Below are 17,019 nucleotides of genomic sequence, written 5' to 3' on the forward strand. Positions count from 1 at the left end.
CCGTCTCTCCCCGCTTCCTATCTGGCAAGGCTGTCCATGGCAGCCTTCGTGTGCTGTACATAGAGCTCCCGGATGGCCGGGATCTGTCCAAGCCCCTCCAGGACGCACTCCGTCTCGTATCCTTCTTTATTCAGGACCGATTTCCAGGAGTCCTCCTCGTCACCTGCCATATCGTTATTGGCGTGATCGCCTGCCACCACCATCAGCGGCCGGAGCACCACCCGTTTATAACCTCCGGCTTCCTTTAAAGAAGCGGTCACATCCTCCAGAGACGGCTCTGCCTCCACTGTACCGATGAAGTAATCCGTATATCCTGCCTCCTTAAGGGTTTCCTGGAGCCTGGGATATACCTGGTTAGAATCGGCCTCGGTTCCGTGTCCCATATAGCAGAACGCCGTTTCCCCGTCGTCGTACTCCGCCATGGCCTCTGTAATAGCCTTTGCCACAGCGTCAAAATCCGCATCGCTGGTCAGCAGCGGATCCGCCAGGACCACCTGTTCAAAGCTCCCTTCATACTCCTCCAGCTCCTCTGCCAGATCCATGTATTCAAAGCCGTCCATCAGATGGGTGGGCTGGACCACCAGCTCCGTGATCCCGTCTGCCGCCGCTCGGTCCAGGGCCTCCTTTACATTGTCGGTCTCCAGGCCGTCCCGTTCCTTTAATTTATCAATGATGATCTGGCTGGTAAAGGCCCGCCGTGTCTCTGTCTCCGGAAATGCCTCTGCGATGGCCTTCTCAATGGCGCCGATGGTAGCCTCCCGGCTTTCGTTGTAGCTGGTGCCGAAGCTCACCACCAGGATCGCTCTTTTTCCTGTTTCCTTATTTTCTGTCAATGCAGCCCCCTCCTTTTCCTTGTTCTCTTCTCCGGAAGCCTGGGATCCCTCTTTCTCCGCAGACGTTCCTGCCGTTTCTGTCCCCGTCTCCGCGCCTGCCGCCGCCGGCTTCGTTTCTGTACCTCCGTTTCCGGAACACCCGGTCATCCACAGGGCCGCCGCCAGCACACCTGCCATCAATCCTGCCATTTTGTTTTTCCTCATTCTTCATTCCTCCATTTTTATTTTCCGCGCGCCGGGCGTATTCCGGACGGAGGAAATGGAGCCGGAAAATACAGGGATCCCAGGCCTGCTGCCCATATAGTCCAGGGTCAGGCGCGCACATAAAGAAAGCCCTCTGCTTATTAAAAATAAGTAAAGGGGCCCCTGCACAAAAATCACCGTACTACCAGTTACTCGTGGTCCGGAACTGCAAGTTCCCGTACAACAGCCGGGCAGGTCTCCTGGCTCATAGATCATCGCATTGGCCGCCTTCCCGGTTTCCCAGTGGCAGAACATGGCCTCCGCTCCCTAAATACAGTGACGAGTTCGTACAGGATTCACACCTGTTTCCCTTTTCACCAGACCCGGATCACATCCGGTCTGACACCCGCTGTTTTATTCAGTTTTTAACGTCCATTGCGTTTTATCCAGTATAGCATGGCGGTCCGTGGTTTGCAAATGTTATTTTTTTCACATTTTCTCTCCAGGTACTTGACATTTGGCAAAAATATCGTTAAAATATTAACTATAAGGTAAACATATGAATATCCGAATCTTTTAGGAGGGTATGCAGTTATGATGAGATTTACATTACCGAGAGACATGTACTACGGAAAAGGCGCTTTAGAGGACTTAAAGAACCTTTCCGGAAAAAAAGCCATCGTAGTTTCCGGCGGCAGCTCCATGAGAAAGGCCGGCTTCCTGGATCAGATCGAGGGCTACTTAAAAGAAGCCGGCATGGAAGTGAGATTCTTTGAAGGCGTTGAGCCGGATCCTTCCGTAGAGACCGTAATGCGCGGCGCAAAGGCCATGCAGGAATTCGAGCCCGACTGGATCGTAGCCATCGGCGGCGGCTCCCCCATCGATGCTGCCAAGGCAATGTGGGCCTTTTACGAGCATCCGGATACCACCTTCGAGGATCTGATCGTTCCCTTTAACTTCCCGAAGCTGCGCACGAAAGCGCATTTCTGCGCCATCCCCACCACATCCGGAACTGCCACAGAGGTAACTGCTTTCTCCGTTATCACAGATTACTCCAAGGGAATCAAGTATCCTCTGGCAGACTTTGAGATCACACCGGACGTTGCCATCCTGGATCCCGTGCTGGTTGCCTCCCTTCCGGCAAAGCAGGTGGCTTACACCGGTATGGACGCTCTGACCCATGCCATCGAGGCCTACGTTTCCACCTTAAACTCCCCGTTTACGGATCCGTTAGCCATCAAGGCCATCGAAATGGTACTGGATTTCCTTCCGGCCTCCTATAACGGCAACCAGGATGCCAGAGAGCAGATGCACTATGCCCAGTGTCTTGCAGGCCAGGCGTTCTCCAACGCCCTCTTAGGAATCGTACATTCCATGGCCCACAAGACAGGCGCAGCCTTCTCCACAGGCCATATCCCCCACGGATGTGCCAACGCCATCTACCTGCCCTATGTGATCAAATACAATGCCCATGAGCCGGAAGCAAAACGCCGCTATGCAGACATTGCCAGAAGAGTGGGCCTTGGCGGGACCTCTGAGGAATCCCAGGTAAACGCTCTCTGCGAGAAAATCAAAGAATTCAACCGGACTTTAAATATCCCGTCCACTTTAAAAGAATTCGGCATCGACGAAGCAGAGTTCAAGTCCAAAGTGGCTGAGATCGCAGCAAACGCCGTGGGCGACGCCTGCACAGGCTCCAACCCCAGATCCATCACACCGGAGCAGATGGAAAAGCTCTTCGTCTGCACCTACTATGGAACAGAGGTAGATTTCTAAATCCCATAATTCCCCTTTATATAACTCCCTTTTATACTCACTCAAAAAGGACTGGCGCCCTCCCGGCTCCAGTCCTTTTTCAACCTTCTAGCGGTTTTCTATATCCATGATCATATCGACCCGTCTCTGATGGCGTCCGCCTTCAAACTCAGCGGCCAGCCACTCATCCACGATCATTTTTGCCAGCTCGCTTCCGACTACCCGCGCCCCAAAGGCCAGAACGTTGGAATTATTGTGCATTCTGGAAAGCTTTGCCGTATAGGGCTCGCTGCACACGCAGGCCCGGATCCCCTTTACCTTGTTGGCAGCCAGGGAGATCCCCACGCCGGTGCCGCAGATGGCAATGCCCAGGTCTGCTTCGCCGGAAGCCACGGCCCGGCCCACTTTTTCTCCATATACCGGGTAATCGCAGCTATCAGAGGTATCGGTCCCTACGTTCATGACCTCATAGCCCTTTTCCTCCAGATGCGCTTTGATGATGTTTTTCAACTCCACTGCGGAGTGGTCGTTTCCAATGACGATCTTCATGCTCATTTCCTCCATTTTTTTATTCACCGGCCTCTGCCGTTTTCAGGACAGCCCCGTCTTCCGGGTTTCCGTCAATTCTCCAAAATCAATTCTCCTCTATGTCCGTTCCCTCCACGTTCTCCACCTGGAAGAACAGCTGGATCATATCCAGCCGGGAGCTCATGGACACCAGGAGCATGTCCATCACGGTCAGAGCGGCCATGGCCTCCACCACCACCACTGCCCGCGGCACCACCACAGGATCGTGGCGGCCTTTAATGGAAAGCTCTATGTTTTCCCCAGCGCGGCTTACGGTCTCCTGGCTCCTGGAAATGGACGGCGTGGGCTTAAAGGCCGCCCGGAATACCAGATCGCTGCCGTCGCTGATCCCTCCCAGAACGCCGCCGGAATGGTTGGCTGTCTTTACCACCGAGCCGTCTGCCGCCATGCGGTAGCCGTCGTTATTTTCCGATCCACTGGATCTGGCGGCCGCGAACCCGTCTCCTATTTCAACCCCCTTTACAGCTCCGATGGAAAGGATGGCCCTGGCCAGGTTCGCGTCCAGCTTTTCAAACACCGGCTCTCCCAACCCCGCCGGGAGCCCCGACACCACGCACTCCACCACGCCTCCGGCAGAATCCTGGTCTGCCATCCGCTCCTCCAGATACCGGGCAGCCCGCTCTGCGGCCTCCGGATCCGGCATATATAAGGGATTTTCCTCCGCCGTCTTAAGCGCCTCCGCCCCCGGCGCCAGCGGCCCGGAGGATATCTCCACAGGACCGATGGAGCGGGTGTAGGCGCAGACAGAAATATTCAGGGCTTTTAAAAATTTTTCTGCAATGGCTCCGGCCGCCACCCGGCCGATGGTTTCCCGGGCAGAGGACCGGCCGCCGCCCCGGTAATCCCGGAAGCCAAACTTCTCATCAAAGGTATAATCCGCGTGACCAGGCCGATAGCAGCCGGCGATCTCCGAATAGTCCCTGGAGCGCTGGTCCCGGTTCCACACGATCATGGAAATGGGCGTTCCCGTGGTCTTTCCTTCAAATACGCCGGATAAGATCTCCACCTGGTCGCCCTCGGACCGCTGGGTGGTAAATCTGCTCTGGCCTGGTTTTCTCCGGTCCAGGAGAGCCTGTATATCTGCCTCACATAGGGCCAGTCCCGCAGGGCAGCCGTCGGCCACCACGCCGATGGCCTTTCCATGGGATTCTCCCCAGGTGGTCACTTTAAATAATGTTCCAATGGTCGATCCAGCCGCCATATCTACATCTCCTAACCTATTTTTACAATTTCACAGCAGTTGGGCTCATTGACCGCAACGCTCCGGTCGCTCATGACCAGAAGCCCCTTCTCATAATCGATATGGAAGAAGGAAATATTTCCCCCGTGGTTGATGGCCGCCAGATGCTGGCCGTCCGGGAAAATGGCGATGTCCTTGGGGTATTCCCCGCTGATGGGCAGACAGAACTTTAGCGTGAGCATTCCCGTTTCTGTGTCCCTCTCATACATGGATACCGAATTGTCCCCGGCGTTGGAGCAGAACAGATAATTCTCATCCGGGGAAAGACGGATGGCACAGGCTGCCGTAAGCTGGTTGGGATCATCGCCGGTGGTGGCAATGGTCTGTACCTTCTCCACCTGGGGCGTCCTGTCTCCGGTCTGGTATGAATATACGTCGATCACGTTTTTTAATTCATGCAGCAGATAGAAAAATTTTCCATCGCTGCTGAAGACAAAATGACGGGGCGCTGACTCCAGCTCACTCCTTATGGTGTCCACCTGGGCAATGCGGCCCTCTCCTCTGTCAAACCGGTACACCTTGACCTGGTCGATCCCCAGATCCGCCACCATTAAAAACTTCTCGTCCGGCGTCATACGGCTGCAGCTCACGTGAGGACGGAAATTCCGTTCTGCCACGCTCCCCAGCCCCTTATGGAATACGCCGTCGGTGATATGGCCCACAGAACCGTCCGGGTTCAGCCGGAGCACCGTCACCTTTCCATCGTGGTAGCCGGACACGAAAATATAGTCGTTTTCGGGGCTTGTGGAGATCTGGCACCCCCGCATTCCCTTGATATTTGCGCTGTTCACCCTGGACAGGCTGCCGTTCTGCAGGATGCGGAACGAGACCACGCCCTCGTCGGCAATGGAGTACAGCATTTTTTTATCCCTGGATACGGTCAGGTAAGAGGAATTATCCACCTCCACCTCGCAGCGGTAGATGAATTTCCCCTTTTCCACGTCCACATCGTAGACCGTGATCCCCTTGGCCTTTCCCGTATAAGAATAAGAACCAACATAAGCCATGTATTTTCCAGTCATAGATCGTTCCTCCCGGATCTTGCTTTAGATATTTCCCCCGCATGGGACGAAATCCCTGTTCGGTTTTTTTTGCACAAAACTGTAAAGCCGCCGGACAGTTATGTATATTTTACCATATTCCAGGATATTTGTGAACGAAAATTTATACAAAATATAGAAAATACCCTATTTCCGGTTGGCGATCTCCACCCGGACATTCTTTCCGCGGATCTTCACCTGCTTCATGGCCTCCATGACCATTTCCGCCTGGTTTTTGGGAACCTCCACAAAGGTGTATTTATCATACATGTCGATGCTCCCCACCATACGGCCCGGGATCCCGGTCTCTCCCGCAATGGCTCCCAGGATATCTCCCGGCTTCACATTCTGGTTCTTTCCCAGGTTGATAAAGAGGCTTGCCATGCCGCTCCTGCCCGACCGGCGGCCTTCGTACTCGTCCAGATCGTCAAAGCGTCCTCCCCGTCCTCCCCGGTAATTTCCGCGGCCGTCTCTCTGGCCCCGGCCGTCGCGGCCCCGGGATCCGCCTCTCCTGCCCAGATCCTCCAGATCCCTCAGAGGTCTCACGTCCTCGGCAATATCCTCATAATCGTCGCCCATGGACATTTTAAGGAAGGCGGCTGCCAGCTCCAGAGAGGAATAATCCTCAGCCAGAAGACGCTTTTCGATGATGGCCGTCATCCGCTCCAGCTCTCCGTCATTCATGATCTCCTGGACCTCATCCAGGATCTTTTCCGCCTTGATGGCCGTCACATCGTTTAAGGACGGGATGGACTGGGGCACGATCTTCGTCTTGCAGAACCGCTGGATATCCCTGAGCTTATAGACCTCGCTGCCCACAGCCAGGCTGAAGGCGCGGCCTTCCCTTCCTGCACGGCCGGTCCGGCCGATCCTGTGGACGTAATACTCGTCGTCCTGGGGGATGTCATAGTTGAACACTGCCTCCACATCATCCACATCGATGCCCCGGGCCGCCACATCCGTGGCCACCAGGATCTCTGTGGCTCCGTTCCGGAAGCTGTCCATGACACGGTCCCTCTGCTCCTGCTTCAGATCCCCGTGAAGGCCCTCGGCGAAATAGCCGCGGCCCTGGAGGGCCTGCACCAGCTCATCCACCTGCTTCTTCGTATTACAGAAGGCCACAGACAGCTTAGGGGAATACAGGTCCAGCAGACGGCACATGACCTCCACCTTATTCCTGGGCTTCACCTCGTAATAATACTGGGTCACCTTGGGAACGGTCAGCTCCTTTTTTACCACCCGCACCATCACCGGATCCTTCTGGAACTTCTTTGCAATGTCTGCAATGGCCTGGGGCATGGTGGCAGAGAACATCACCGTCTGCCGTTCCTCGGGAAGAGCGCTTAAGATGGTCTCCATATCCTCCAGAAAGCCCATGTTTAACATCTCGTCGGCCTCGTCCAGCACCACGGTCCGGATCTCATCGGTGCGGATGGTCTTTCTCCTCATGTGATCCATGACGCGTCCCGGAGTTCCCACGATGATCTGGACTCCGCCCTTTAAGGAACGGATCTGTTTTACGATCTCCTGGCCTCCGTAGACCGGAAGGACCTTGATCCCGGACATGTATTTCGCCAGGCGGCGGATCTCCTCAGCCACCTGGATGGCCAGCTCCCTGGTGGGGCATAAGACCATGGCCTGGGTCTTTCTGCTTTCCGGATCCATCTTCTCCAGCAGCGGGATGCCGAAGGCCGCCGTCTTTCCCGTACCGGTCTGGGCCTGGCCGATCATGTCGAGTCCCTCTGCCTGGACGGGAATAGACTGGGCCTGGATCGGGGAGGCGGCCTCGAAGCCCATGTCTGTCACTGCGCGCAGAATGCGCTCATCTAAATTTAATTCGTCAAATCTTACTGTTTCCATTGTCTGATTTCCTTTTCTTTGTTTAACTTCCATATATATGGCTCCCCGCCGTCCAGGGCGGTTTTGCCAGCAAAAAAGAGAAGATCCAGGCCTTCCCCGAATCTTCCCCAGTTTCATTCGTATGATACTATAACAGTTCTGCCGCCATGTGTCAAGCGGCATCTTTTCATATGGAACAACAGCGTTTCCATCTGCGGCTGTCCGTCCTTACTCTGCCGCGTTTTTCCCTCCCCTGTATCTCATATATCCAATGGCTGCCAGCATTCCAAAGCCATAAATCACAAAGGTACAGAAAAACGGGAGCTTTGCATGGACCGAATAGATAAATCCGGCTGTCAGGGAACCGGCAATGCTGCCCAGAGACTGGGTGGCGTTGAAAAATCCCATGACCAGGTTTTTCTGCTCCGGTCTGGACTGGACGGTGATCATGCTCTGGAGCACCGGCACGCTGACGGAATATCCCGCATAAACGATCACGCCCAGGGCGATGAAGATCCCGATATTGGGCACCAGGGCCGTTCCCAGGGCAGATACTGTGCAGACGGCGATGATCACTGTCATGGACCGGCGGATCTTTGTCTTTGTGATGATCCAGATACAAAGTGTCGTATTGGCCACAAAGGATACCAGGCCCACGGCCGCCTTGATGATCCCGTTATAGGACGAGGTCAGCCCCAGCACATCCTTTAAATAGTAGTTGAACGCCTGGTCAAAGGCCGTGTTTCCAAAGTTGATCAGGATATTCACTGCAAACAGCATGGCAAAGGCCACGCTCATGAATTTCCGGCTGTCAGCAAAGGCCTGGAAGGGATTGGCCTCCTTCATCAGCTGCTTTTTCGGCACCTGCTTTAAGCTGGTCTTTCCGTCCGGCAGACAGATCAGATAAAAGCCCACAGCCACGGCGATCAGAAGGGCCGCCTGGGCCAGGAACGCCAGCTTCACAGAAAATTCCCCCAGGAAGCCGCCGATCATATAGCCGAAGGCGCTGGCCACGCTTTTTATGGTGGCGTTGATGGTCAGATATTTTCCCTGGTCCTCCGGAGCCGCCGTATTTACAATGTATGTCAGGAAGCTCACAAAAATACCGCCGGTAAAAAATCCGGCGAACATCCTGGCCAGGACGATCTGAAGCTCTGTGGTGGCGTAGGCGAACCAGATCTGGGCGACGCCGTAGCCCATGCAGCAGATCAGAAGAGACATTCTGGAGGATATGTATTCGTTGATCTTTCCCCAGAAGGGCGACAGAAGGAAGTTGGTGAGCATCATGGCCGCCAGGGCCAGTCCGAACATGTAATCATGGAGATTCAGATCCTGGATCACCGTCGGAGTCACCGGATGGGCGAAATTTGCCGCCAGATTAAACAGTACCATCACAAAAAAGAATAGAAAGAACCGCGTTTTGTACTTCATAATCCCCTTTTCCTTTTCCAAAAAATTCTCACTGTTCTTATTATAATTCTTTCAGGCAGAATGTTCAACCGATATTTATATTTTTGCATAAAGTACAGAAAACATCCATTGAAATACAGGATTTCTGGCCACATATCAGGTCAGCTATTGTTTAATTTTCTTTCGTTCCATACGGTGCACGCTCTTCAGCTGCCATCTGATAGGCCGGCTCGATTTCATAAACAACTGACTGCTCCTGTTCCCTGGTTCTGAACTCTGCAATTCCAAGCCCAAAATATTTTTCAAAGAAAGCTTTCAATTTTTCAATGACACCTTGCTTCTTCCTGGCTCTGCCACCACCGCCGAAGCGTGAAACAGGGGGCATGAGCTTGTCTATCTCCGTTCCTGTCGTCTTCAATGCTCCGTCACGGAACGCATTATCAACAAACCTTCTTGTTTCCTCTGCCTTAAGTTTTTCGTTCGTGATAATTTCAGTCAAATCATTTTCTTCCTGCTCCAGGATAAATCTACGCCAGTCAGCAGTAACCCGGGTATCAACATTGACACGGCTGATAAAGGCTTCAATCAGCTCCTTCTTACTCCGAAGCTGTATGCTTGCATCCACTGCTTTGCGGATAGAAATGAGAATTTCTTTGTCCTCACAATTGCCCTCGTGATATTTTTCAACCAGCATCAGGATGTGGTCGATATTGATCTCCACTTGCTTGATAAGCTCAATTTCAAATTCAATATCATCCGTGATATCTTCTTTTTCAGCTTCATCTTTTCTACGGTACTTATCATACAGGTCAAGGTAGATGCTCTGATAATTTTGCAAATCCCTTGCTGCAATACTGTCCATTTCTTCAAACTGATCAAAGGACGAAAGTATATTTCTCATACTAAGGATAGAGCCGAACAGTCTGATAAAATCTTTCTCTATCTGCTCTCCAACGATCTGAGTACCAAGAGGATATTCTGTTTCCAGTTTTTCCAGCAAATCAACATAACCAGGATGATACTTACCGTTGTTGTCCTCATAGCCATTCCAGTAATCCTTAAAGCTCTTTAGAAGAACTATGCCGCTGGCATTCTTGTCGCCAAAAAGAGCGATTGCATCATCTGTGGCTTTCTGTAAATCACGGAAGCAGACGATATTGCCATATGTCTTGACCGAGTTCAGAATACGGTTGGTTCTGGAATAGGCCTGGATCAGTCCGTGCATTTTCAGATTTTTGTCCACCCACAAGGTGTTGAGCGTTGTGGCATCGAAGCCTGTGAGGAACATATTCACGACAATCAGCAAATCCACTTCACGGTTCTTCACTCGCATAGACAAATCCTTGTAGTAATTCTGAAACTTATCAGCGGAAGTGTCAAAGTTGGTGTTAAACGCAGCATTATAATCCGCAATGGCACTTTCAAGAAAATCTCTGGAAGTCTGATCCAAAGCTTCCGTGTCAAAGCCTTCTTCTTGCAGAACACCTGCCTGTCCGGCAGACAGGTCTTCTGGGTCATCTTCGTTTGCTGAATAACTGAAAATCGTAGCAATCATAAACTGACGGTGGCTCTCAGCAATCTGTCTCTGAAACTCCTTGTAATACTTCATCGCCATCGGAATGGAACTGACAGCAAATATGGCATTGAAGCCAGCCACGCGTTTTCCTTTCAAAGAGTAGAAACTATTGCGTTTGGTTTTCTGGTCAAAATGCTCCAGAGTGTATTTGACGATTTCTCGAATACGCTCCGGCGCACCCATTGCCTTTTCAATATCAATGGCAGAAACATTCTTGTCCTTGATGCCCTCTTTTTCCTTAACCGTGTTCACATAATCGATGCGGAAAGGAAGAACATTTCCATCATTGATAGCATCTACGATGGTATAAGTATGGAGCTGGTCACCAAAGGTCTGCGGTGTAGTCAGCATTTCCATATGCTTTCCTTTTCCAGCATTGGCTGCAAAAATTGGTGTTCCAGTAAATCCAAACAGATGATATTTTTTGAACGCCTTTACAATCTTGGCGTGCATATCTCCAAACTGGCTGCGATGGCACTCGTCAAAGATAAGAACGCAATGCTTGTTGAACACTTCATGTCCTTTATTCTTGGTCACGAAGTTATCCAACTTCTGAATGGTCGTAATGATAATTTTATACTGGTGGTAGCCGCCTTTTTCATCCCTGTCCTCAAGCTGTCTCTGCAATACTCTTGTAGAAGCATTGCTGTTGGCAGAGCCTTTTTCAAAACGGTCATACTCTTTCATAGTCTGATAATCAAGGTCTTTTCTATCAACTACGAACAGAACTTTGTCCACATACGGAAGTGCAGATGCAAGCTGTGCAGTCTTAAAAGAGGTCAGCGTCTTTCCGCTTCCAGTGGTGTGCCAGATATAACCTCCGGCATCAATCGTTCCCATCTTCTTGTAGTTGGTCGAAACCTCTATACGGTTCAGAATACGCTCGGTTGCCGCAATCTGATACGGTCTCATAACCATCAAAATTTCTTCCGTTGTGAAAACACAATACTTGGTCAGCACATTCAGAATGGTGTGCTTGACAAGGAAGGTTTTTGTAAAATCGATGAGATCTGCAATTACCTTATTGTTACCATCTGCCCAGAAAGAAGTAAACTCAAAGCTATTGCTTGTTTTCTTAGATTTCTGTTTTGCAGACTCGCCCATTTCCTTGATGTGGCTGTTTCTGGTGGTGTTGGAATAATATTTGGTGTGCGTTCCATTGGAAATAATGAAAATCTGCACATACTCATACAAGCCGCTTGCCGCCCAAAAACTGTCTCTCTGATAGCGTTTGATCTGGTTAAAGGCTTCACGGATGGGGGCACCGCGGCGTTTCAGTTCCACATGGACAAGGGGCAGTCCATTGACAAGAATTGTCACATCATATCGGGTGTCATGCTTACCCTCGGTTTCCCCATGGCCCAATCCACCCTCTCTGGCAGCTTTGCTGCCATTCACCTTGTACTGGTTGATAACCTGTAAGCGGTTGTTGTGAATGTTCTTTTTATCTATGAGCTGAATATTCTTGGAAGTTCCATCATCCCTGCGGAGTACCTTTACATGATCAGTCTGGATGGTACGGCTTTTTTCAACGATACCCTCGTTAGCGTTGGCAAGTGTTTCCGTAAAGAAACGCTTCCACTCGCTGTCAGTAAAGGTGTAATCGTTCAAAAGCTCCAGCTGCTGCCTAAGGTTGACAATTAGACTGTTTTCATCATGGATGGTAAGGTACTCATATCCCTGTGCGGTCAGTATACGGATAAATTCCTTTTCAAGAGCCGCCTCGCTCTGGAAGCTGTCAGAGCATGAGCTTTCCGGCGTATATTCAGCTACAACAGTACTCTCATTGCTTGTGGCAATGATATTGTATGTGCTCATGCGGTGTCCTCCTTGGTTTGTTTACTGCTTTTTGAAGGTAAGCAGCTTATCTCGATAGTATTCGTATTGCTTTGTTCGTGCTCCAATCTCTGCCGGAAGTCCGGAAGAAATATCATTGCAGAGAGCATCAAAGCGGTCAAGGATACCTACGATACTCTCCTGTTCCTTGATAGACGGTAGCGGAATAGGTATTGTATTAAGGTTCTTCTGGTTCAGCTTCGGCTGTGCTCCACCAGAAATATACTGTGAAAGGTCAATGGAGTTCAAATAAAACTCGACATATCTTCTTGTTACGTAACTGTCAAATTTCAAAACATGAGCATGGTTATTTACCCAGTTCTTTCCAGATATAGAGAACGCAATCGGTGTGCTTCGTGCCACCAGATTATTGCCGTCCTCGGAGATAAGCAGGAAATCTCCATCAAAGATGTAACCACTCACGTAATCAACAATGCCGGATGCACCATAGTAAGGGTATTCGCCAGCTTCACGGTTGCCGCTTGTGATAGGTTTTCTCTTGCTGTCATGATTTTCGGAAATCATGTTCAAAGTAACAGAAATAACTCCAAAGACATATTGACAGAGCAAAATCAAGCCATTAAGCTCGTCTGTCTGTCTGTCTGTCTGTCTGTCTGTCTGTCTGTCTGTTAAGATTGTCTTGCCGGTTGCGGCATATGTCAAGAGGGCATCACGATAGAACTCGTACTGCTTTTGTCTTGCTTCAATCTCGGCAGGGAGACCGATTTTCAGGTTGGAACAGATAGTATCAAAGTTGTCGAGGACATTAACAATGCGTTTCTGAATATCAAGTGACGGAATTGCCACTTGGAACTTATTGAGCATTGGTCTGCGGATTGATGGCACTGACCCTTGATACATTTGCTGACCGATGTATCTCGGGAAAGTGGCAACAAAGTAATGATACAGATATTTCCCCAAAAGTTCGTTTGTTGCAGGATGAATTCTGTAAGCTCTTTGATGGAGTGCATATTTCCCATTGATGTAATGGAATACCTTTCCAACACCTACACCGTCTCCTGCGGTGATAATTGCTTCTTCGTCATACTCGTATTCATCTTTAGCAAGTGGCTGCTGAGAACGGACAAAAAATGGATAACAGCCACCCTCAACTGCATCATCAGTGTTGCTCGACCCGGTTGAAATGTCTGCGATCTCAGCGAGTGCCCTCCATACAACATCACTTGTCGCCCCCCGGACATCGCCGAAGGTCAGCAGTTTATCCCGATAAAACTCATACTGTTTCTTCCTCGCTGTAAGTTCTGCTGTAAGTTCTGCTGTAAGTTCTGTGAAATTGTCCAGAATACGGACAATTTCACGCTGAACAGGCAGAGGGGGAACAGGGATTCGGATTGCTTTTATTGCAGGTACACTCGAATGAACAACTTTGCTTTTGACCTTCCCAGCACTTTTTTGCCGTCTTGCTTCTTTGGTTGCAAGGGCATAACTCAAATACTTTGGATTTTCATTGTGTTTTAGAACAACAATATCCCCACCTGCCAAACAATCGTCATTGCCTACATATGCACATGATTTTGCAATATCCTCAACGCTCTCCCCAGTGATGGCGAACAAAATATCTCCGTGACTGAAATATTTTGGAGACTGCACATACTCAAGCCGTGTATGAGATACGCATGAATCAAACCAAATTCCGTAAGTTGTGTAGATTTCTCCGTAACGAACACAAGGAATTCCATCTTCGGTAACCTGGTCACGCTTTATCCCTGACCCACGGAAAACATCGGTTGCTATTTCGCCAAGCGTTTTATATTCCACCCCATCCGGGCAGTACTCTTGAATCAATTCATCCAGTCTGCTCATTCCTGATCACCTGCCTTCAACATCCGTTTGACCGCCTTATCAAAATCAGAAGTGATTTTTTGTGTCTTATTAAATTCTGCATATTCAGCAGCAGCCTTTTCTTTTGCCATTTTACCGGAGATTTTTCCCTTGTCACGCAGAATATCATATCTTCGGAATGCCAGAAATTCATTCACACTGGCAGCAAATTCCTCCATGGTAAAAGTATTTTCTCTCTCTATCAGGTCTTCGATATAGTCAAAATATCCGGTTACGGCTCGTTCCAGCTGGCGAATCTGCTTTTCCTCCAGATAGTTTTTCGCAACCACTACATCAGATTTCAAAATACGACCTTCCGGTGCATTTTTCCATGTTGTCAGTCCCATATTTTCTTTGGTCCTGTCTGCTTTAGTATACACAATTTCTGCCGCAGTCTGCCCTACGATAGCATAATGAAATTTATTCTGTACCATTGCATAAAAGTCATGGGTAATCTGTGCATTCTTATCATAGTCGATACTGCATTCAGCAAAAATATCCGTGATTTGCTGCCAAATGCGACGCTCGCTGGCACGGATAGAACGGACTCTTTCCAGCAATTCACGGAAGTAGTCCCTGCCAAACACTGTTTTCCCTTGCTTTAAGCGCTCATCGTCCATTGCAAAGCCCTTGATCATATACTCTTTTAAGACGCTTGTTGCCCAAATCCTGAACTGTGTTGCCCTACGGGAATTAACACGATAACCAACGGAAATAATAGCGTCCAGATTATAAAAATTCTGCTCTCTTTTTACATGACGGGTACCTTCTTGTTGAACTATTTCCATTTTGGAAATAGTTGAATCTTTCATCAACTCTCCGTCAGCATATATATTAGTCAGATGCTTGGAAATCGCAGGTACATCTACATCAAATAATTCCGCCATGGATTTTTGCGTCAGCCAAATTGTTTCATCACGAATTACCGCATTTACCGAAACATCTTCCTCGGAAGACTGGTATATTAAAAACTGAAATTCACCACTCATACGCCCACCTCGATTTCTGCAATGATCTTATCAATTTCATCACGGAGCACCTGCTCACGAGCTACAATTTCTTTGATTTCTGCATTGAGCTTTACAATATCTATTTTCTCACTGGTGTCCTCTGCTTCCACATATGCAGATACGGAAAGGTTATAGTCATTTTCTGCGATTTCCCCATAGCCTGCCAGATGGGAGAAATGTGGCTCCTCGGTTCGATTTGCAAAGGTCTCCACAATTCTTTCAATATTTTCCTGTGTCAGCTTATTGTTGTTCGTGACCTTGATGCACTCGCCCGTAGCATCAATAAACAGAGTTTTGTTGTCGGCTTTCCCTTTCTTCAGAACCATAATGCAGGTAGCAATGGAAGTTCCGAAGAACAGATTGCCCGGAAGCTGGATGATGCAGTCGATGAAGTTATTATCAATCAGATACTTTCTGATTTTCTGCTCCGCACCACCACGGTACATAATACCGGGGAAGCAGACAATCGCCGCCGTGCCATTGGATGCAAGCCAGGAAAGGGAGTGCATGATAAAGGCAAGGTCGGCTTTTGACTTCGGTGCGAGAACGCCAGCCGGAGAGAAACGAGGGTCGTTAATCAGCAGAGGGTTATCATCACCAGCCCATTTGATAGAATAAGGGGGATTGGAAACAATCAGTTCAAACGGTTCATCGCCCCAATGCTGCGGTGCAGTCAGAGTATCTTCGCAAGCAATATCGAACTTATCAAAGCCAACATCATGCAGGAACATATTGATACGGCAGAGATTGTAAGTAGTGATGTTGATTTCCTGTCCGTAGAAGCCATTTCTGACGGCATCCTTGCCGAGAACCTTTTCCGCTTTCAGAAGCAGCGAGCCAGATCCACACGCAGGATCGTAAACTTTGTTGATTTCAGTTTTGCCCACCGTGCCGAGTCTGGTAAGCAATTCGGAAACATCGGCAGGGGTAAAGAACTCACCGCCGGATTTCCCTGCTCCAGATGCGTACATGGTCATCAGATATTCATAAGCATCGCCAAAGGCATCAATATCATGGTCTTTCACATCGCCAAGGTTCATATCAGCTACACCATGCAGAAGTTTTGTAAGGCGCTCGTTTCTCTTTGCAACGGTAGAACCGAGCTTGTTGCTGTTCACATCAAAATCGTCGAACAGTCCGGCAAAGCTGCTTTCAGAGGAAGAACCTTTTGCGGATGTTTCAATATGGTTGAAAACACGCTCCAGGGTTTCATTCAGATTTTCGTCATTGTCGGCTTTAAGATTTACATTGCAGAATAGTTCAGACGGCGGAATGAAAAAGCCTTTTTCTTCAACCAGTCCCTCACGGGCTTCCTCTGCTCCGGCATCGGATATTTTGGCATAATCAAAATCAGTATCACCGGCATCCTGTTCTCCGGAGTTAATGTAATTGGTCAGATTTTCGGAAATATACCTGTAAAACATCGTGCCAAGAACATAGTTCTTGAAATCCCAACCGTCCACGGCGCCACGAAGCTCATCAGCGATTGCCCATATCGCACGGTGCAGCTCGTCACGCTCTTGTTCTTTCTTTATATCAACCATTGTTCCCGTTCTCCTTTTTATCAGGTATAAATTCCAGAATATCGTCAACGCCGCAGTTGAGAGTTTTGCAAATCTTCTCAATACTATCAAGCGAAATATAATTGTCCCGTTTGATACGTGTAATAATATTGGCACTAAAACCTGCTTTCTCCATCAACTCGGCATTAGTCATACCTTTATCAATCAAAAGGTGAAATAATTTTTTATAGGTTATAGCCATAGTGAATCCCTCCTTGCATAAAAACCATCATATCACGAAAACGTGATTTTTCCAACAAGTTTGCATGAACTTGTTTTATGCTCACGCAGAAAATCTCCGCTCT

Annotated in this window: 12 protein-coding genes and 1 riboswitch; of the genes, 1 reads left to right on the plus strand and 11 read right to left on the minus strand. The window is 49.3% G+C overall.

Features of this window, described 5'->3' with window-relative positions; translation table 11 throughout:
- Window positions 1-17: 17 nt before the first annotated feature.
- Entirely contained in the window at window positions 18-1,037 is a 1,020-nt protein-coding gene (locus OCV69_RS05795; RefSeq protein ID WP_158358283.1) for a sirohydrochlorin cobaltochelatase, read from the minus strand.
- A gap of 211 nt (window positions 1,038-1,248) precedes the next feature.
- Window positions 1,249-1,441, minus strand: a riboswitch (cobalamin riboswitch).
- A 169-nt stretch (window positions 1,442-1,610) separates the two neighbouring features.
- Between OCV69_RS05795 and OCV69_RS05800 the strand changes: the two genes are divergently transcribed.
- Window positions 1,611-2,792, plus strand: a complete 1,182-nt coding sequence (locus OCV69_RS05800; protein ID WP_158358284.1) for an iron-containing alcohol dehydrogenase — start codon at window positions 1,611-1,613, stop codon at window positions 2,790-2,792.
- A gap of 87 nt (window positions 2,793-2,879) precedes the next feature.
- Here the strand turns inward: OCV69_RS05800 and rpiB are convergent, their stop codons facing one another.
- The 10 genes from rpiB to OCV69_RS05850 form a co-directional block, all read right to left on the minus strand.
- Window positions 2,880-3,320: a ribose 5-phosphate isomerase B gene (gene rpiB / locus OCV69_RS05805; RefSeq protein ID WP_022274104.1), complete on the minus strand. Its 441-nt coding sequence runs from the start codon at window positions 3,318-3,320 to the stop codon at window positions 2,880-2,882.
- Window positions 3,321-3,405: 85 nt separating this feature from the next.
- Window positions 3,406-4,560 (minus strand): chorismate synthase, encoded by a 1,155-nt coding sequence (gene aroC, locus OCV69_RS05810; protein ID WP_158358286.1) that lies wholly within the window; start codon window positions 4,558-4,560, stop codon window positions 3,406-3,408.
- 11 nt (window positions 4,561-4,571) lie between these two features.
- A complete protein-coding gene (locus OCV69_RS05815) occupies window positions 4,572-5,621 on the minus strand; it encodes a lactonase family protein (RefSeq protein WP_158358288.1) in 1,050 nt (349 codons plus the stop codon).
- A 165-nt stretch (window positions 5,622-5,786) separates the two neighbouring features.
- On the minus strand, window positions 5,787-7,499 hold the full coding sequence (locus OCV69_RS05820) for a DEAD/DEAH box helicase (RefSeq protein ID WP_022274101.1): 1,713 nt from the start codon (window positions 7,497-7,499) through the stop codon (window positions 5,787-5,789).
- 207 nt (window positions 7,500-7,706) lie between these two features.
- Window positions 7,707-8,909: an MFS transporter gene (locus OCV69_RS05825; RefSeq protein ID WP_158358290.1), complete on the minus strand. Its 1,203-nt coding sequence runs from the start codon at window positions 8,907-8,909 to the stop codon at window positions 7,707-7,709.
- Window positions 8,910-9,060: 151 nt separating this feature from the next.
- Window positions 9,061-12,282, minus strand: coding sequence for a type I restriction endonuclease subunit R (locus OCV69_RS05830; protein ID WP_158358292.1), 3,222 nt, complete (start codon window positions 12,280-12,282; stop codon window positions 9,061-9,063).
- A 21-nt stretch (window positions 12,283-12,303) separates the two neighbouring features.
- On the minus strand, window positions 12,304-14,124 hold the full coding sequence (locus OCV69_RS16825; RefSeq protein ID WP_158358294.1) for a restriction endonuclease subunit S: 1,821 nt from the start codon (window positions 14,122-14,124) through the stop codon (window positions 12,304-12,306).
- Window positions 14,121-15,131, minus strand: a complete 1,011-nt coding sequence (locus OCV69_RS05840) for a virulence RhuM family protein (protein ID WP_158358296.1) — start codon at window positions 15,129-15,131, stop codon at window positions 14,121-14,123. Before OCV69_RS05840 ends, OCV69_RS16825 begins: the two co-directional genes overlap by 4 nt.
- Window positions 15,128-16,696: a type I restriction-modification system subunit M gene (locus OCV69_RS05845; protein WP_158358298.1), complete on the minus strand. Its 1,569-nt coding sequence runs from the start codon at window positions 16,694-16,696 to the stop codon at window positions 15,128-15,130. The genes OCV69_RS05840 and OCV69_RS05845 overlap by 4 nt, the downstream gene beginning before the upstream one ends.
- Window positions 16,689-16,916, minus strand: coding sequence for a helix-turn-helix domain-containing protein (locus tag OCV69_RS05850; RefSeq protein ID WP_022273261.1), 228 nt, complete (start codon window positions 16,914-16,916; stop codon window positions 16,689-16,691). The genes OCV69_RS05845 and OCV69_RS05850 overlap by 8 nt, the downstream gene beginning before the upstream one ends.
- Between the last annotated feature and the right edge of the window lie 103 nt (window positions 16,917-17,019).

The organism is Alitiscatomonas aceti (genome assembly GCF_025567195.1).
In the GTDB taxonomy this organism is placed as follows: Bacteria; Bacillota; Clostridia; order Lachnospirales; family Lachnospiraceae; genus Alitiscatomonas; species Alitiscatomonas aceti.